The sequence below is a fragment of the Simplicispira sp. GW247-4R2A genome (genome assembly GCF_059424465.1).
In genome coordinates this window covers 67,137-84,797 of record NZ_JBWKZM010000014.1, presented here as the reverse complement: position 1 = coordinate 84,797, position 17,661 = coordinate 67,137, and the positions used below count along the sequence as shown (strand labels likewise).

Genomic DNA, 17,661 nt, shown 5'->3' with positions numbered 1-17,661 from the left:
GCTGACATGGACGTCCTCTGGCTGCACATCGTTCAGTGGCTGCACACCGTGGGCCTGCACGTGGACGCCGGCACCGCGCGTGTGGTGGCGGGCGGCATGGCGCAGGCCACGCAAAAACTCGATATGCCGAGTCTTCTGGCATTGGCGGCCGCGCTCGGCTGGGCCAGTGGTTTTCGCCTCTACGCCGTGGTTTTCATTGTCGGCCTGATGGGTGCGATTGGCGCCCTGGCTCTGCCGACGGGGCTGCACGTACTGGAGAACCCGTTGGTGCTGGCGGTAGCGGGCTGCCTGATGCTGGTCGAATTTTTTGCCGACAAGGTGCCATGGATTGATAGCACCTGGGATGCCATCCACACCGTCATCCGCGTGCCCGGCGGCGCGCTTTTGGCCGCTGGAGTGTTCGGCGCCGACAACACCACGATGGGTGTCATCGCCGGCCTGCTGGGAGGATCGCTCGCTGCCACGTCCATGGCCACCAAGATGACCACACGCGCCGCCGTCAATACGTCGCCGGAGCCTTTTTCTAATGGTCTTGTTTCGTTGTTTGAAGACGGGTTGGTCGTCGGCGTGGTCTGGCTCTCTACCCAGCACCCGGTGGCCTTCGGCTTCGCGTTGGTGGCCATGGTGGTGCTGTCGGTGCTGTTGCTGATGGTGCTGTTCAAGTTCCTGCGCGCCGTCTTACGGCGCCTTTCATCCTTTTTTGGCGGCTCGCAGCCGGTCGTGGAGAACCCGAATGTTTAAGAAAATTCTGATTGCCAATCGCGGTGACCAGCCGCAAAGCGGCGCAGCGGCGAAGCCAAATTGCGTGGCACGCGCAGCGTGCGCAGGCGATTGCACCGCGGAGAACGACCATGTTTAAAAAAATACTGATTGCAAATCGCGGTGAAATCGCCTGCCGGGTGGCGGCAACCGCCAAGCGCATGGGCGTGAAAACCGTCGCCGTCTATTCGGACGCCGATGCCAATGCCAAGCATGTGGCGGTCTGCGACGAAGCGGTGCACATCGGCGGCAGCGCGCCCAAGGACAGCTACCTGCGCTGGGAGCGCATCATCGAGGCAGCCGAGGCCACGGGCGCGCAGGCCATTCACCCCGGGTACGGTTTCCTCTCCGAGAACGAAGAGTTCGCCCAGGCCTGCACCAAGGCCGGCCTGGTCTTCATCGGCCCGCCGGCGTCCGCCATCAAGGCCATGGGCCTCAAGGCCGAATCCAAGCAGTTGATGGAAAAGGCCGGTGTGCCGCTGGTGCCCGGCTACCACGGCGCCGACCAAGACCCCGGCTTGCTGCAGCGCGAGGCCGACCGCATTGGCTACCCCGTGCTCATCAAGGCCAGTGCGGGCGGCGGCGGCAAAGGCATGCGCGCCGTGGACAAGTCCGAGGACTTTGCCGCCGCGCTGGCATCGTGCAAGCGCGAAGCCATCAACAGCTTTGGCGACGACGCGGTGCTGATCGAAAAATACGTGCAGCGCCCGCGCCACATCGAAATCCAGGTGTTTGGCGACACGCTGGGCAACTACGTGTACCTGTTCGAGCGCGATTGCTCGGTGCAGCGGCGCCACCAGAAGGTGCTGGAGGAAGCCCCCGCGCCCGGCATGACGCCCGAGCTCCGCGCACGCATGGGCGAGGCCGCGGTGGCGGCAGCGCGCGCAGTGAACTACGTGGGCGCGGGCACGGTGGAATTCATCGTCGAGCAGCCCGGCGGCTACGCGCACCCCGAGCAGATGAAGTTCTTCTTCATGGAGATGAACACGCGCCTGCAGGTGGAGCACCCGGTGACTGAAGCCATCACCGGCCAGGATCTGGTGGAGTGGCAACTGCGCGTGGCCTCGGGCGAGGCGCTGCCGTGCATGCAGGACGAGCTCAAGATCACCGGCCACGCCATCGAGGCGCGCATCTGCGCCGAGAACCCCGACAACAACTTCCTGCCCGCCACGGGCGCGCTCCATGTGTACGGCCTGCCCCAGTGCGTAACGTTTGAAAGAGGCGCGGTACGGGTTGATTCCGGCGTGCGGCAGGGCGATGCCATCAGCCCCTTCTACGACTCCATGGTGGCCAAGCTCATCGTGCATGGCGACACGCGCGCGCAGGCGCTGGCGCGGCTTGACGAAGCGCTGGCGCAGACCCACATCGTCGGCCTGGCCACCAACGTGCAGTTCCTGCGCCGGGTGGCCAGCACCGACTCGTTTGCCCAAGCCAACCTGGACACCGCCCTGATCCCGCGCGAGGAAGCCGTGCTGTTCAAGCAGGAGCGCGTGGGCCTGCCCCTGGCCGCCGCTGCCGCCGTGGCGCAAACCCTGCTGCGCGAACGCGCCAGCGAGGGCGCAGACCCGTTCAGCCGCCGCGACGGCTGGCGCTCGCATGGCCTGGTGGAGCGCCGCTTCGAGTTCGATTTTGGCGGCGCACATGCCAAGGCCAGCCTGGCCTATCTGCACGATGGCGCGCTGCGCCTGACCGTGGGCGAGGGCGCTGAGGCCGTCGCCGGCCTGCTGGTGTTCGCGCCCGCCGGGCGCGGTATCGACCTGCAGTACGCGGGCCAGCGCACCCTGGCCACCGTGTACGCACTGGGCGAAACGGACCACGTTTTCACCCCGCAAGGCGCGACGCAGATCGTGGCCATCGACCTGCTCGCCCATGCCGGCGAAGCCCAGGACGAAGGCGGGCGCTTGACGGCCCCCATGCCGGGCAAGGTGGTGTCGTTTGCCGTGCAGGCCGGCGACAAAGTGAGCAGGGGTCAGGCCCTGGCCGTGATGGAAGCCATGAAAATGGAGCACACCATTGCCGCGCCTGCCGACGGCGTGGTGGCCGAGCTGCTCTATGCGCCGGGCGACCAGGTGGCCGAGGGCGCCGAGCTGCTCAGGCTGACGGCTGCGTGACAGCCGGGGGAAGGGCGTTGCGGTACGGTCTGCCGCCATGAACATCACCTTCTGCTGCACCGGTACCAAGGCCGAGCCTTGGCTGGAAGGCCTGGGGGCGGCACTGCCGGGAGCCGCCATCGGCGTCTGGCAGCCCGGCGCACCGGCTGCCGACTACGCCGTGGTCTGGGCGCCGCCCCAGCGGTTTCTTGACGAGCAGACCGGGGTGAAGGCCTTGTTCAATATTGGCGCAGGCGTGGATGCGCTGCTCAAGCTGCGCTTGCCGCCGACGGCCTTGGTGGTGCGCCTGGACGATGCGGGCATGGCCGTGCAGATGGCCGAATACGTCTGCCATGCCGTCATCCGCCATTTCCGCGAATTCGACCAGTATGAGGAGGCGATGCGCGCAGGCCAATGGGCCTTCCGCAAGCCGCGACTGCGCCAGGAGTTTCCGGTGGGCGTGATGGGGCTGGGCGTGTTGGGCGAGCGCGTGGCCCGGGCGCTGGCGCAGTTCGATTTCCCGGTCCATGGCTGGAGCCGCTCGCCCAAGGCTATCGACGGTGTGTGCACCTTTAGTGGAGCCGAAGGCATGAGCGATTTCCTGGCCGCCAGCCGCGTGCTGGTGAACCTGCTGCCACTCACGCCCGAGACGGAAAACATCCTGAACCGTGCGACCCTGTCGCGTCTTCAGCCCGGTGGCTATGTCATCAACGTGGCGCGTGGCGCGCATCTGGTGGATGCCGATCTGATCGCCTTGCTGGACAGCGGCCACTTGGCAGGCGCTGCGCTCGACGTGTTCCGTACCGAGCCGCTCCCCGCAGGCCACCCATTCTGGAGCCACCCGCGGATCACGCTCACGCCCCACACATCGGCACGTACGCTGCGCGATGAGAGCATCGCTCAGATAGTGGGCAAGATCGTCGCGCTGGAGCGGGGCGAGGCGATTGCCGGTATCGTGGACCCTGTGCGGGGGTATTGAGCCGCCTGACCTTTTATGTTGAGAGTTTTGTGATGACTATTCCCTCCCTCGTCAAACTTATCGATGTTGGCCCGCGCGACGGCCTGCAGAACGAGAAATCGCCCGTCCCGGCCGAAGTCAAGATCGAGTTGGTGCATCGCCTGCAAGCGGCGGGCCTGCAAGAGGTCGAAGTCACCAGCTACGTCTCGCCCAAATGGGTGCCGCAGATGGCCGACAACCACGCGGTGATGAGCGGCATCAAGCGGAAGGCGGGCGTGCGCTACTCGGTGCTCACCCCCAATCTCAAAGGCTTTGAAGCAGCATTGCTGGACCAGCCCGACGAAATCGTCGTCTTCGGCTCGGCCAGCGAGGCCTTCAGCCAGAAAAACATCAACTGCAGCATCGCCGAAAGCATCGAGCGCTTCGCGCCGGTGGTTGAGGCTGCCCGCGCTGCAGGCATTGCGGTGCGCGGCGCCATGAGCTGCACCGTGGGCTGCCCCTACGAGGGCGAGATTGCGCCCGAGCGCGTGGCCTACCTGGCGGGGCTGCTCAAGGGCATTGGCGTGCAGCGCGTGGACGTGGCCGACACCATTGGCGTGGGCACGCCGCGCAAGGTGCAGCGCGCCATCGAGGCGACGCTCACGCACTACGCGATCGACGAGGTTTCGGGCCACTTTCACGACACCTACGGCCAGGCGCTGGCCAACACGCTGGCCGCGCTGGAGCTGGGGGTGTGGAACTTCCAGTCCTCCGTGGCGGGTCTGGGCGGTTGCCCCTACGCCAAGGGGGCGACGGGCAATGTGGCCACGGAAGATGTGGTCTACCTGCTGCATGGCATGGGCATTGAGACAGGTATCGATCTGGACAAATTGATCGATGCGGGCGTGTTCATCAGCGACTTTCTGGGCCGCAAGCCCAACTCCCGCGCGGCCACGGCGCTGATCAACAAGCGGGCCGGGTGAATCGCATGGGCGGAAACGAACCGAAGGCGCTGCCGGGTGGCGTGCAGCGCGTGGCCAGCGCCTTGCAGGCAGCCGGCCACCCGCATGTGCCGCGCATGCTGGACGACGCCTGCCGCACCGCGCAGCAAGCAGCGGAGGTGCTGGGCATTGCCGTAGGCCAGGTCGCCAAGAGCATCATTTTCCGGCGCGTGGCGGACGATGCGGCGGTGCTGGTCATCACCTCGGGCGACCGGCGCGTGGACGCGGCCAAGGTCGAAGCGCTGGTGGGGGCGCTGGGCCGGGCCGATGCCGCCTTCGTCAAGGCGCGCACTGGTTTTTCCATTGGCGGCGTGGCGCCCATTGCCCATGCGGAGCCGGGCGTCACCTTGATTGACCGCGAGCTGCTGCGTTTTGACACCCTGTGGGCGGCAGCGGGCCATCCGCATGCCGTGTTTGCGCTGTCGCCGCACGATCTTGAGCGCCTGACGGGCGCGCCACTGGCCGATGTCACCGAGGCCCCGGAGCGCGCATGAATGCTATCGAGACAATAGCTGCTCGCGCAAGCACATTAAGCGCTGCGGGCTATTTTGACCAGGATTCCGACGAAGTCGTGCCGTCGCCCTGCGTCTCGGTGTGCCGCATGTCGGCCGACGGCAGCCTGTGCGAGGGGTGTTTTCGCAGCATCGCCGAAATTCGCGCTTGGTCCATGGCCGACGACGCCACCCGCCGCGCCATCTGGGTGCGGCTGCTTGAGCGGGCTGGCGCCCCCGTGCCAGCCAGCCTCCAAAGTACGGAGCAGCCATGAAACGCATCACCTTCTACCTCGACTTCATTTCTCCCTACGCCTGGCTGGCCTTCGAGCGCCTGCCTGAAGCACTGGAAGGCCTGAGCTACAGCGTCGAGTACCGGCCGGTGCTGCTGGGCGCGCTGCTGCAACAGCAAGGCAACCCGGGGCCGGCAGGCATTCCCCCGAAGCGCGACTGGACCTACCGGCATGTGAGCTGGCTCGGCCACTCGCTGGGCATCCCGCTGCAGATGCCGGCGCGCCATCCCTTCAACCCCTTGCCTTTGCTGCGCCAGGCGCTGGCCTGCTCGGTGGATGGCAGCATCAACCGCTTTGTGGCGGGCACGGTGCTGCGCCACGTGTGGGTGGGTGGCCACGACGCACTCGACCCGGCCCGGCTCGATGCGCTGGCGCAGGCGCTGGGGCCACAGTTGAAGCCGGACATGGAGCCGCAAGGTGCAGCCGTGAAAGCGCTGCTGCGCGCCAATACCGATGCGGCGGCGGCCCAGGGTGTGTTTGGCGTTCCGGCGTTTGGCGTGGACGGCAAGCTCTTCTGGGGGCTCGATGCTCTGCCGATGCTGCGCGCCTGGTTGGAAGGCGATGCCTGGTTTGGCGCTGGCTGGGAGGCGCCGGCCCAGGTGGTGAGCGGTTTGCCCGGTTGATCCGGACATAAAAAAACCGGGCGCAAGGCCCGGTAAAAAAAGGCGCGGGTTTCTGGGCCGCGCCTGCGGGTGGTGTGCCCGCGGGATGTCTTGTGCAGCTCAGTGCCCTGAGGCGCCCGAAGCTCCCAGGCCGGTTTCTGAACGCACTTGCTGCGCCGGGAAGGCGGCGCGCTCGCGGGCGGCGTTGGCGCTCTTGTCGGTGATCGAGAACAGCCAGATGCCGATGAAGCCGATGGCCATCGAGAACAGGGCTGGCGAGGTGTAGGGGAACCAGGCAGAGCCAGCCGGGTGGCCCAGTGTGGCTTCCCAGACCGAAGGCGACACGATGGTCAGGCCCACCGACGAGATCAGCCCCAGGAAACCGCCTACCACCGCGCCGCGCGTGGTGCAGTTCTTCCACAGCACCGACAGGAACAGCACCGGGAAGTTGGCCGAGGCTGCCACTGCAAAGGCCAGCGACACCATGAAGGCAATGTTCTGCTTCTCGAAAACAATGCCCAGTACCACGGCCACGATGCCCAGGCACACGGTGGTGATGCGCGAAACACGCAGTTCAGAGGCGCTGTCGGCCTTGCCCTTCTTGACCAGCGTGGCATACAGGTCGTGCGACACGGCCGAGGCGCCCGAGAGCGTCAGGCCGGCCACCACGGCCAGGATGGTGGCAAATGCCACAGCCGAGATGAAGCCGTAGAACACGTTACCGCCCACCGTCTTGGCCACCAGCACCGCGGCCATGTTGGCCGTGCCGGCGCCGCCGTGGATGATGCCCTTGGCCACGTCTGCCATTTCAGGGTTGGTCAGCACCAGGGTGATGGCGCCAAAGCCGATGATGAAGATCAGCACGTAGAAGTAGCCAATCCAGGTGGTTGCCCACAGCACCGACTTGCGCGCCTGCTTGGCATCGGGCACGGTGAAGAAGCGCATCAGGATGTGCGGCAGGCCGGCCGTGCCGAACATCAGTGCCATACCGAACGAGATGGCAGAGATCGGGTCCTTGATGAAGCCGCCCGGGCCCATGATGGCCAGGCCTGCCTTCGCAGCCTCTTCAGGTGTTTTGCCGGTGTTGGCTGCGATGGCGGCGCGTACTTGCACGCCCTTGGCGAACAGCGCTTCGGGGCTGAAGCCGTATTGGGCCAGCACCATGTAGGCCATGAAGGTCACGCCCGCCAGCAGCAAACAGGCCTTGATGATCTGCACCCAGGTGGTGGCGGTCATGCCGCCAAACAGCACGTAGACCATCATCAGCACGCCGACGATGACCACGGCCATCCAGTACTCCAGGCCAAACAGCAGCTTGATGAGCTGGCCGGCGCCAACCATCTGCGCGATCAGGTAGAAGGCCACGACGATCAGTGTGCCCGAAGCCGCGAACGCGCGGATGGGGCCTTGCTGGAAGCGGTAGCCGGCCACGTCGGCAAAGGTGAACTTGCCCAGGTTGCGCAGGCGTTCGGCCATCAGGAAGGTGATGATGGGCCAGCCCACCAGGAAGCCGATCGAGTAGATCAGGCCGTCGTAGCCCGAGGCCATGACGGCGGCGGAAATACCCAGGAACGACGCGGCCGACATGTAGTCGCCGGCAATCGCCAGGCCGTTCTGGAAGCCCGTGATACCGCCGCCAGCGGTATAGAAGTCAGACGCCGATTTGGTCCTGGACGCGGCCCACTTGGTGATCCACAGCGTGAGCAGCACAAAGCCGGCGAACATCGAGATCGCCGTCCAGTTCGTCGCCTGCTTGGCGACGTCACCCAGGTCGGGGCCGGCGGCTTGCGCAGCGCCTGCGGCAGACAGGGCCAGCAGCGCCAGCAGCGCCGCGCGGGAAGTGAAGCGGGCGTTCATTTCGTGGCGTCCTTCAGGATGTCTTTGGTCAGTGCGTCGAATTCGCCATTGGCGCGGCGCACATAGATGCCTGTGATGGCAATGGTGAAGATGATCACTGCCAGCCCGATGGGAATGCCCAGCGAGGTCACGCCGGCGCCGATGGGCTGCGCGAGAAAGGATTTGTCAAAGGCAATCAACGCGATGTAGCCGTAGTAAACGACCAGCATCAGAATGGTGAGCGTGACGCCCAGCCGGTTGCGTTTGTGCTTGAGGAGCGCGTATTTGGGATTGCGCTGGATCTTGTCTATTACCGGGTCGGTCATTGGGTCTCCTTGAGTTGCTCCACGCCTGTGCCGAAATGTTCGGGAGGGTGGCGGATTCTCAGTAGGCCGCCTGACCAAGTTCTTACGGATTTTTGGCTCTGAAAAGCGGCGCAAAACAGCGGCACGAAAATCGTGCGCATTGCCGCCAGAGCATTCCGTCTGATGACATTCAAGCTCAGGGTTTCCCCTTGAGTTGTCAGCGGGGCATCAGCTTGGCGCAAGCTACCGTAAGGCTGGCATCAGCGCGGCGTCAGGTGGCGCCAAAAGCCGTGGAAAAAATATTTTTTGTAAAGATGGTCCGGATGCTCAGCGCCGAAAGTACCCATCAGGCCCGATGATCGACAGGTCGGTAAAGTCCAGGCCCGAGTGGTCGTCCGGGCTGTAGCTCAGTGTCAGGCCGCCGAGGTCGAACTTCTTGAACGATTCCAGCGCCTCGTGCAGGCGCGCACGCGTGGGGTTGGGGCCGGCGCGGCGCAGGCCTTCGACCAGTACCTTGGCATTGGTGAACCCCTCGACCATGGCCGGCGTCAGGGTGATCTTGGCCTCTTGCGCAAGTCCAGTGGCTTCACGCACCAGTGGGTAGGTGACGGCGCGCTCCGAAGGGAAAACCTGTGAAACGACCACCCCCCGCGACTGCTCGCCCAGGGCCTTGACGAAGCCGCCCGAGGCGTTGTTCGAGAGCGTGATGATTTGCGCGGTGACCCCCGCCGCGCGCAAGGCCTTGATGCCGTCCACCACGGCAGATCCGGTGCCGAAAATCAGCACGGCCTGCGGGTTCTGCTTGGCAACACGCGGTGCAAGTGCGCTGAAATCGGGCTTCGCGCGGTCGAATTTCTCAACGAACAGTGCCTTGAGCTTGTTTTCATCAAACCCTTCAAGCGCGCCTGCCAACGCATCGGCACCAAAGGTGTCGTCCACGTGCACCACGCCAATGCGCTGCACGCCCAGCGTGCTCAGGTAGGCGATGGCCTTTTTCACTTCACGCTGGTAGGGGGCGCGCACGTTGAAGATGTTCTTTTTCAACGGCTGGTGCAGCACCATGGCGCCGGTTGACGGCCCCACCAGTGGCACGCCGAATTCGTCCAGCAGCGGGATGATGCCGACCGTGTGCGGGGTGCCCCGGGTCATGAACAACGCCAGCACGCCTTTTTCCTCGATCAGGGTGTGGGCATTGGCCAGCGTGAGCTTGGGGTCGAATTTGTCGTCGAGCGTCAGGACTTGGATCTTTTGGCCGTTCACCCCGCCGCGAGCGTTCACAGCGTCGATGTAGAGCTGCGCACCGCGCATGGATTCCTTGACCGTGGCCGCGGCCGAGCCGGTGACGCCCACCGTCTGACCGACCAGCAATTGCGCATGCGCCAGGCTCTGCAGACACGTGGCGACCAGAAGGGCTGTTGCGAAACTTTTCAAGCGGATCATGGAAGGCTCCCGTGGTTGGGCTGGGCCGGCACACTCTGCGCGCCCAGCTAGGCTCGCGAATCAGGGACTGTACGCCGCGTCTGCTTGCTTGCAGGGCCTATGGCGTTGCGAGGCCATGGTTTTGTCGGGTCGGTGTGGTGGCCGGTCGGCTTCAGCGCCGGAACTTCCCGTCCGCCGCAATGATGGAAAGGTCGGCGAAGTCCAGCCCGGTGTGGTCGGTGGGCGAATAGCGCACTTCAAGGCCCCCGATGTCATAGCGCAGGCCGTCCAGCGCCTGCAAAAGCTTTTCGCGCGTCGGGTTGGGGCCGGCACGGCGCAGGGCTTCCACCAGCACCTTGGCACCCGCAAAGCCTTCGAGCATCGCGGGACTGATCTCAGGCAGGTGGGCCGCCTTGGCCAATTCCTGCGCCTCTTTCACCAGCGGGAAGGCGATGGAGTGTTCGTACGGGAACACCTGTGTCACCACCACGCCCCGGCCGTTGCTGCCCAAGTCTTCGATGAATCCGCTGGAGGCATTGTTGGACAGCGTCACCACCTGGGCCGAAGAGCCGGTTTTTCGCAAACCGACCACGCCGTCCGTCACCGCTTTCCCGGATGCGATCCAGAGCACGGATTGGGCATTTGACTTGACCAGTGCCGGCACGATCGAGGCGAAGTCGGGCTTGGCACGGTTGGCGGGAATGACGATGGCGGGCTGAAGCTTGGCGGCAGCGAATCCCTTTTCCGCTCCGGCGAGGGCATCCTTCCCGAAGGAGTCATCGGCATGCACGACGGCGATGCGCGTGACACCTATGGAGGCCAGATAGGTAATGGCCTTTTCCGCCTCGCGCTGGTAGGTGGCCCGCACGTTGAAAACCTGGGGAATCACCGGGTCGTGCAGCACCATGGCGCCGGTGGACGGCGCGATCAGTGGCACGTTGTACTTCTGTATTTCGGGCAGCATGGCCTGCGTGTGGGGGGTGCCCCGTGTGAGGAACAAGGCCACCACCTTGTCGTCTTCGATCAGTTTTTTGGCGTTGTCGCGTGCCAGGTCGGGAACGAACTTGTCGTCCAGCGAGATGAGCTTGACCTGCTGGCCATTGATGCCGCCTTTCTGGTTGACCATATCGATGTACAGCTTGGCGCCATCGGTGGTCTCCTTGACGCCAGCGGCGACCGGGCCTGAGAACCCCGCGGTCTGCCCGACAAGGATCTGCGCGGCAGCAGGAAAGCACGTTGCAAGCGCAAGTCCCAGGGCGATGGCAGGGCGCAGAAGTGGCAGATACAAGCTCATCGGTCGGTTCTCCATTGGCTTTTTTGCAGGGGACGAGTTTGCCATGCTGCCGCAGCGAAGCGAGAGGGAAATCCCAGGGCATCCGGCCGCAGGGCGGCGGGTGCTTGCGCGGGGCATGGCCGGCGGTTCACGCACACCTCCGCAGCGGCCAAGACCCTGCACCAACATCGGTCGAAGCCCATCCCTAGAATGTTTCGCCCACGCTCCACGCTTCCTTCCATGACCCACGACGACACCGGCAGCATTCGCATTTTTGGTGCCCGCCAGCACAATCTCAAAAACCTTGACGTGGTGCTGAAAACTGGCGAGCTCACCGTGGTCACTGGCCCCAGCGGCTCGGGCAAGTCCAGCCTGGTGTTCGACACGCTCTACGCCGAAGGACAACGGCGCTACGTGGAAACCTTCAGCGCCTACGCGCGCCAGTTTCTCGACCGGATGGACAAACCGGCGGTGGACAAGGTGGAGGGCGTGCCCCCCGCAATCGCCATCGACCAGACCAACCCGGTGCGCAGCTCGCGCTCGACCGTGGGCACGATGACCGAGTTGAACGACCACCTGAAACTGTTGTTCGCCCGCGCTGGCCAGTTGTTTGACCGCGAAACGGCGCAGCCCGTGCGGCACGATTCGGCTGAAACCATCTATGCCGAACTGCTGGCGCGCAGCGGTCCCGAGGACCGGTTGGTGGTGACCTTTCCCGTCGAGCTGCCCGCCAACACCAGCGCCGAGCAGGTGACCGAGTGGCTGTCGGCCAGTGGTTTCACCAAGATTCAGGCCGAGCGCGAAGTCGCGGGCGTCAAACTGCTGGATGTGGTGGCAGACCGCTTTCGCATGGCCAGCGTTGAGAAGGCGCGTGCCATTGAAGCCATCGAGGTGGCGCTCAAGCGCAGCGGCCGCATGGCGGTCTACCGGCTGGTGGAGAACGCCGAGGCCGAGATCTGGCAGTTCTCTACCGGGCTGCATTGCCCCGACAGCAACCTGCGCTACAGCGAACCGCTTCCGTCGATGTTCTCGTTCAATTCGCCCGCGGGCGCTTGCGAAACCTGCCGCGGCTTTGGCCGGGTGATCGGCGTGGACTATGGGCTGGTGATTCCCGACCCCAAGAAAACGCTGCGTGCCGGCGCCATCAAGACGCTGCAAACCCCCGCCTGGAAGGAGGCGCAGGACGACCTCATGCGCCACGCCGAGGCCGCCGGCATTCCGCGCGATACCGCCTGGAACCGCCTGACGCCCGAGCAGCAGCAGTGGGTGATTGGTGGCTCGCCCAACTGGAACGGCAAGTGGAACCAGCAGTGGTACGGCATTGCCCGCTTCTTCGAGTACCTGGAGAGCAAGGCCTACAAGATGCACATCCGTGTGCTGCTGTCCAAGTACCGCAGCTACACACCGTGCCCGACCTGCGCCGGCGCACGGCTCAAAACCGAGAGCCTGCTCTGGCGCATCGGCAGCAAGGCGGATGCCGACGCGGTGCTGCCGCCTGCGCCGTGCCGGGCCGCCCCAAGCGGCGACAGCCCCCTTGGGGGGCAGCAAGGACACGACAGTGCCGAGCGTGGGGGCTTTAGGTCCGAGCGTTTCATGCCGCAAGGCGTGGCCTGGAGCCGCGCGCAGCTCGAAGCGCTGCCGGGGCTGTGCCTGCACGATTTGATGCTGCTGCCGCTCAGCCGGGTGCGCAGCTTCTTTGAGCGGCTGTCGAAAGATACTACAGATTTGATAGCTTCTAGCGCAGGTGGAATAAGCGCTATAGGCCCATTTGGCTCAAATATTGAGGCGAATGAGCTGGTGGTACCCGCCGCCAGCGCCGCACGCGAAAGCGGCGACGCCCAGGCGCTCAAGCTCCTGCACGAGGAAATCGGCACGCGCCTCAAATACCTGGACGAAGTCGGCATCGGCTACCTCACGCTCGACCGGCAAAGCCGCACGCTTTCGGGCGGCGAGGTGCAGCGCATCAACCTGACCACGGCGCTGGGTACCTCGCTGGTCAACACGCTGTTCGTGCTCGACGAGCCCAGCATCGGCCTGCACCCGCGCGACATGCACCGCATCACCGAGGCCATGCTGCGCTTGCGCGATGCCGGCAATACGCTGGTGGTGGTGGAGCACGACCCGGCCGTCATGCTGGCAGCCGACCGCGTGCTCGACTTCGGCCCCGGCCCGGGCGAGCGCGGCGGGCGCATCGTCTTCGACGGCACGCCGGACGCCCTGCGCCGCGCCGACACGCTCACCGGCCAGTACCTGGGCGGGCGCAAGCACGTGGGCCTGCCGTTTGCCCGCAAGGTCACCGAGGCCACGCCGCGCCTCATCCTCGAAGGCGCGCGCGAGCACAACCTGAAGAACCTCACGGTGGATTTCCCGCTGCAACGGCTGGTCACCGTCACCGGCGTCAGCGGCTCGGGCAAATCCAGTCTCATTCAAGACGTGCTGGCGCCCGCGCTGCTGCGCCACTTCGGCAAGGCGACAGAAACGCCCGGCGCACACGACCGGCTGCTGGGCGCGGACCACCTCTCGGACGTGGTGTTCGTCGACCAATCGCCCATTGGCAAAACCGCGCGCTCCAACCCGGTGAGCTACGTCGGTGCCTGGGACGCCATCCGCGAACTCTTCGCCGCCGCCCCACTGGCGCGCGAACGCGGCTACACGGCCAGCAAATTCAGCTTCAACAGCGGCGACGGCCGCTGCCCGACCTGCGGCGGCTCGGGCTTCGAGCATGTGGAAATGCAGTTCCTCAGCGACGTCTACCTGCGCTGCCCGGACTGCGACGGCAAGCGCTACCGCCCGGAAATCCTCGAAGTCACCATCACCCGCAAGAAGCCGCAGCAATTGGGGTCAGACTCCAATTTTCCTGCGGATGCTGATCAAGTTAAAAAATTGGAGTCTGACCCCAATTATTCGGTTTCACTGTCGGTGGCGGACGTGCTGGCGCTGACGGTGAGCGAGGCGGTGGCACTCTTTGCCAATGACCGCGAAGTGCTGCGGGCGCTGGCGCCCATTGTCGAGGTGGGGCTGGAGTACGTGAAGCTGGGCCAGCCGGTGCCGACGCTCAGCGGGGGCGAGGCGCAGCGGCTCAAGCTGGCGGGCTTTCTCGCCGGTGCCGCGAAGAGCCAGTCGAGCAGCCGCCAGCCGCTGGCGCGCCGCGGCACGCTGTTTCTGTTTGACGAGCCGACCACCGGCCTGCACTTTGACGACATCGCCAAGCTGATGCGCGCGTTTGGGCGCCTGCTCGATGGCGGGCATTCGCTCATCGTCATCGAGCACAACCTGGATGTGATCCGCGCCAGCGATTGGCTCATCGACCTCGGGCCGGAAGGCGGCGACGGCGGTGGCGAACTGGTGGCAGAGGGCCCACCGGACGTGGTGCGCGAGCACCCGCGCTCGCACACGGGCGCGGCGCTGCGCGAGTACGTGGATGCGCTGGGGGCGGGTGCCGGCGTGTCGGATGCGATGTCCATGCTCCTGAATCCGAAGCGGCTGGCGCAGGCGCAACGTGCGCTGGCGGCCAAAAACAGCATAGAAATCGTCAACGCGCACGAGCACAACCTGCAAGGCCTGTCGGTGGAGATCCCGCGCGGGCGGTTCAACGTCATTACCGGCGTCAGCGGCTCGGGCAAGTCCACGCTGGCGTTCGACATTTTGTTCAACGAAGGCCAGCGCCGCTACCTCGAATCGCTCAACGCCTACGCCCGCAGCATCGTGCAACCGGCGGGCCGGCCCGAGGTCGATGCCGTCTACGGCATTCCGCCCACGGTGGCCATTGAGCAGCGGCTCTCGCGCGGCGGGCGCAAGAGCACGGTGGGCACCACCACCGAGGTCTGGCACTTCCTGCGCCTGCTGTACGTCAAGCTCGGCACGCAGCACTGCGTCCACGACGGCGCGGCGGTGCAGCCGCAAACGCCCGAGCGGATCGCCGCGCAGCTGATGCGCCAGTTCCGTGGCCAGCACATCGGCCTGCTGGCGCCGCTGGTGGTGGCGCGCAAGGGCGTCTATACCGAGCTGGCGGATTGGGCCCGGCCGCGTGGCTACACGCATCTGCGCGTCGATGGCAACTTCGTTCCCGTCACGCCGTTCGCGCGGCTGGACCGCTTCAAGGAGCACACCATCGAGCTGCCGGTGTGGAGCCTGGATGTCACGCCGAAGAACGAAGCGCTCTTGCGCGAGCAGCTCGCCCGCGCGCTGGACCTGGGCAAAGGTGTGGTGCATGTGCTGAGTGGTCTGGACGGCCTCGCGCAAACACTGGGCGATGGCCTGCCCACGGCGGGCATCGGCCAGTTGCAGGTGATTTCCACCAAACGCGCCTGCCCGGTCTGCGCCACTTCGTACCCCGAGCTTGACCCGCGCCTGTTCTCGTACAACAGCAAGCACGGCTGGTGCCCGGACTGCGTGGGCACGGGCGTCAAGCTCAGCAAGGAACAGCGCAAGGTCTTTGACGATTCCGTGCAGGCCGACGACCAGAAGGGCCGCGAGCAGACCTTTGCCGAGCCCGACATGGACGATGTGCAAGACCTGGCCTGCCCGACCTGCGCCGGCACGCGCCTGAACCCCACCGCGCGCGCCGTGCAGTTTGCCGGCGTGGCGATCACGGATCTGGCACAGCGCTCGGTGAAGGACATGCACGCCTGGGTGCAGGGGCTGGACGCGGTGGTGGATACCCTTGCCCAAACCCCTCCGGCCTTCGCGCTCAGCACGCGTGAAGCCGCCATTGCCCGCGACCTGCTGCCCGAGATTGCCGGGCGCTTGTCCTTTCTTGAGCAAGTGGGCCTGGGCTACCTCACGCTGGAGCGCGGTGCGCCCACGCTCAGCGGCGGCGAGGCGCAGCGCATTCGCCTGGCGGCGCAGCTCGGCAGCAACCTGCAGGGGGTGTGCTACGTGCTCGACGAGCCCACCATCGGCCTGCACGCGCGCGACAACCAGATGCTGCTGGGTGCGCTGCGCCAGCTCAGCAACCACGGCAATACGCTGGTGGTGGTGGAGCACGACGAAGAGACCATCCGCGCGGCCGACCACATCATCGACATCGGCCCCGGCGCGGGCAAGCGCGGCGGCACGCTGGTGGCAGAGGGTACGGTGCAGGACCTTACCGCTGCCGAAGGCTCGCAGACCGGCCGCTACCTGTTGCACGCCATGCGCCACCCGTTGCAGGCGCGCAGAGGGGTGGCGGAGCCGCGCCAGCCAGAGCAGGAGAATGTTCCTATTTCGATAGCTGTTAGCGCAAATGGGATAAGCGCTGGAGGCCAAAAATACTCTAAATATGAGGCGCCCCTCACGTGGCTGACGGTGCACGGCGCGCAGTTGCACAACCTGCAAAACGTCACCGCCCACGTGCCGCTGGGCCGCCTCGTCGCCATCACCGGCGTCAGCGGCTCGGGCAAATCAACGCTCGCGCGCGATGTGCTGCTGACCAACGTGCAGGCCTGGGTGCAGCAGCGCTCGACCAAGGCCGGGCGCGATGCCATGGATGCGGGCAAGGCGCCGGCGCTTGTGGGCTGCACCGGCCTCTCGGGCTTCGAGACCATTGACCGCGTGCTTGAAGTGGACCAGACGCCGATCGGCAAAACCCCGCGTTCCTGTCCCGCCACCTACATCGGCTTCTGGGACACGGTGCGCAAGCTGTACGCCGAAACACTCGAAGCCAAAGCACGGGGCTACGCGGCCGGGCGCTTCAGTTTCAACACCGGTGCGGGCCGCTGCGCGGTGTGCGAAGGGCAGGGCGTACGCACCATCGAGATGAGCTTTCTGCCCGACGTGAAAGTACCCTGCGAAGCCTGCCACGGCGCGCGCTTCAACCCCGAGACGCTGGCCGTCACCTGGCGCGGCAAGAGCGTGGGCGAGGTGCTGCGCATGGAGGTCGACGAGGCGGTGGACTTTTTCGCCGCCATGCCCTCCATCAGCCACCCGCTGCAATTGCTCAAGGACGTGGGCCTGGGCTACCTGACGCTGGGCCAACCCAGCCCCACGCTCAGCGGCGGCGAGGCGCAGCGCATCAAGCTCGTCACCGAGCTGACCAAGGTGCGCGACGAAATCGGCCGGCGCGGTCAAAAGGCACCGCACACGCTGTATGTGCTCGACGAGCCCACGGTCGGCCTGCACATGGCCGATGTCGATCGCCTGATTCGCGTGCTCCACCGCCTGGTGGGCGCGGGCCACAGCGTGGTCGTCATCGAGCACGACCTGGACGTGATCGCCGAAGCCGACTGGGTGCTGGACCTGGGCCCCGAGGGTGGCAGCGGCGGCGGCCACATCGTGGCGGCCGGCACGCCGGAGGACGTGGTGCGCGCCGGAACGCCGACCGGGGTGGCGCTGGCGCCGGTGCTGGCGCGCTGAGACTTTGAACAGGGCAACGCTGAACAAGCCCCTCGCGCACGGCCCATCCCGATCCAGGGCGCGCGGCATCGCGCAGACGTATTCAGCGCCGCCTTGAATCATGAGCGCGTTCTAGGCTGTTCCTTCATCCGGGTGGCTCCAGGATGTCTGCAAGGCTGCGCGAAGCGCCCGGAGATTGGTGTTTTCCCTTGACTTGGCCGCCGATTCAGCCGATGGGCGCCATTCATCAGTTTTCTGTAAGGATGCACCACAAGAGTGCATTGCGCGCCGGTCTGACCGGACCTGCCGAGTGCGCTTGGGCAGCGGGCTACCCGCTGTGTTT

General features: G+C 65.7%; 12 protein-coding genes. 8 read left to right on the top strand and 4 right to left on the bottom strand.

The annotated features are described in order from the left end of the window. Positions 1–6 precede the first annotated feature (6 nt). From AC07ZH_RS11165 to AC07ZH_RS11135, 7 genes are all read left to right on the top strand, one after another. Complete coding sequence (locus AC07ZH_RS11165) at positions 7–741, top strand: DUF4126 domain-containing protein (RefSeq protein ID WP_495199789.1); 735 nt, start codon at positions 7–9, stop codon at positions 739–741. 110 nt (positions 742–851) lie between these two features. Further along, complete coding sequence (locus tag AC07ZH_RS11160; RefSeq protein ID WP_495199788.1) at positions 852–2,870, top strand: acetyl/propionyl/methylcrotonyl-CoA carboxylase subunit alpha; 2,019 nt, start codon at positions 852–854, stop codon at positions 2,868–2,870. 37 nt (positions 2,871–2,907) lie between these two features. After that, positions 2,908–3,828, top strand: coding sequence for a 2-hydroxyacid dehydrogenase (locus AC07ZH_RS11155; protein WP_495199787.1), 921 nt, complete (start codon positions 2,908–2,910; stop codon positions 3,826–3,828). A 32-nt stretch (positions 3,829–3,860) separates the two neighbouring features. Next, positions 3,861–4,769 carry a hydroxymethylglutaryl-CoA lyase gene (locus tag AC07ZH_RS11150; RefSeq protein ID WP_495199786.1) on the top strand — a complete coding sequence of 303 codons (909 nt, stop codon included), beginning with the start codon at positions 3,861–3,863 and terminating at the stop codon, positions 4,767–4,769. A gap of 5 nt (positions 4,770–4,774) precedes the next feature. Then, the gene (locus AC07ZH_RS11145) at positions 4,775–5,281 is read left to right on the top strand and encodes a YbaK/EbsC family protein (RefSeq protein WP_495199785.1); all 507 of its coding nucleotides are present in this window, start codon (positions 4,775–4,777) and stop codon (positions 5,279–5,281) included. Next, positions 5,278–5,553: a DUF1289 domain-containing protein gene (locus AC07ZH_RS11140; RefSeq protein ID WP_495199784.1), complete on the top strand. Its 276-nt coding sequence runs from the start codon at positions 5,278–5,280 to the stop codon at positions 5,551–5,553. Before AC07ZH_RS11145 ends, AC07ZH_RS11140 begins: the two co-directional genes overlap by 4 nt. Next, positions 5,550–6,194, top strand: a complete 645-nt coding sequence (locus tag AC07ZH_RS11135; protein WP_495199783.1) for a 2-hydroxychromene-2-carboxylate isomerase — start codon at positions 5,550–5,552, stop codon at positions 6,192–6,194. The genes AC07ZH_RS11140 and AC07ZH_RS11135 overlap by 4 nt, the downstream gene beginning before the upstream one ends. Before the next feature lie 99 nt (positions 6,195–6,293). Here the strand turns inward: AC07ZH_RS11135 and AC07ZH_RS11130 are convergent, their stop codons facing one another. The 4 genes from AC07ZH_RS11130 to AC07ZH_RS11115 form a co-directional block, all read right to left on the bottom strand. After that, entirely contained in the window at positions 6,294–8,030 is a 1,737-nt protein-coding gene (locus tag AC07ZH_RS11130; RefSeq protein ID WP_495199782.1) for a cation acetate symporter, read from the bottom strand. Beyond that, on the bottom strand, positions 8,027–8,335 hold the full coding sequence (locus tag AC07ZH_RS11125) for a DUF485 domain-containing protein (protein WP_119110328.1): 309 nt from the start codon (positions 8,333–8,335) through the stop codon (positions 8,027–8,029). The genes AC07ZH_RS11130 and AC07ZH_RS11125 overlap by 4 nt, the downstream gene beginning before the upstream one ends. A gap of 306 nt (positions 8,336–8,641) precedes the next feature. After that, complete coding sequence (locus AC07ZH_RS11120) at positions 8,642–9,754, bottom strand: ABC transporter substrate-binding protein (RefSeq protein ID WP_495199781.1); 1,113 nt, start codon at positions 9,752–9,754, stop codon at positions 8,642–8,644. A 151-nt stretch (positions 9,755–9,905) separates the two neighbouring features. Then, positions 9,906–11,027 (bottom strand): ABC transporter substrate-binding protein, encoded by a 1,122-nt coding sequence (locus AC07ZH_RS11115; protein WP_495199780.1) that lies wholly within the window; start codon positions 11,025–11,027, stop codon positions 9,906–9,908. Between the two features lie 219 nt (positions 11,028–11,246). On the opposite strand from AC07ZH_RS11115, the gene AC07ZH_RS11110 reads away from it, so the two are divergent. After that, on the top strand, positions 11,247–17,339 hold the full coding sequence (locus AC07ZH_RS11110) for an excinuclease ABC subunit UvrA (RefSeq protein WP_495199779.1): 6,093 nt from the start codon (positions 11,247–11,249) through the stop codon (positions 17,337–17,339). Positions 17,340–17,661: the final 322 nt, after the last annotated feature.

Excerpts from the sequence above, each read along its gene's own strand:
- AC07ZH_RS11165 (WP_495199789.1), top strand. The coding sequence starts at position 7 with ATGGACGTCCTCTGGCTGCACATCGTTCAGTGGCTGCACACCGTGGGC.
- AC07ZH_RS11160 (WP_495199788.1), top strand. The coding sequence starts at position 852 with ATGTTTAAAAAAATACTGATTGCAAATCGCGGTGAAATCGCCTGCCGG.
- AC07ZH_RS11155 (WP_495199787.1), top strand. The coding sequence starts at position 2,908 with ATGAACATCACCTTCTGCTGCACCGGTACCAAGGCCGAGCCTTGGCTG.
- AC07ZH_RS11150 (WP_495199786.1), top strand. The coding sequence starts at position 3,861 with ATGACTATTCCCTCCCTCGTCAAACTTATCGATGTTGGCCCGCGCGAC.
- AC07ZH_RS11145 (WP_495199785.1), top strand. The coding sequence starts at position 4,775 with ATGGGCGGAAACGAACCGAAGGCGCTGCCGGGTGGCGTGCAGCGCGTG.
- AC07ZH_RS11140 (WP_495199784.1), top strand. The coding sequence starts at position 5,278 with ATGAATGCTATCGAGACAATAGCTGCTCGCGCAAGCACATTAAGCGCT.
- AC07ZH_RS11135 (WP_495199783.1), top strand. The coding sequence starts at position 5,550 with ATGAAACGCATCACCTTCTACCTCGACTTCATTTCTCCCTACGCCTGG.
- AC07ZH_RS11130 (WP_495199782.1), bottom strand. The coding sequence starts at position 8,030 with ATGAACGCCCGCTTCACTTCCCGCGCGGCGCTGCTGGCGCTGCTGGCC.
- AC07ZH_RS11125 (WP_119110328.1), bottom strand. The coding sequence starts at position 8,335 with ATGACCGACCCGGTAATAGACAAGATCCAGCGCAATCCCAAATACGCG.
- AC07ZH_RS11120 (WP_495199781.1), bottom strand. The coding sequence starts at position 9,754 with ATGATCCGCTTGAAAAGTTTCGCAACAGCCCTTCTGGTCGCCACGTGT.
- AC07ZH_RS11115 (WP_495199780.1), bottom strand. The coding sequence starts at position 11,027 with ATGAGCTTGTATCTGCCACTTCTGCGCCCTGCCATCGCCCTGGGACTT.
- AC07ZH_RS11110 (WP_495199779.1), top strand. The coding sequence starts at position 11,247 with ATGACCCACGACGACACCGGCAGCATTCGCATTTTTGGTGCCCGCCAG.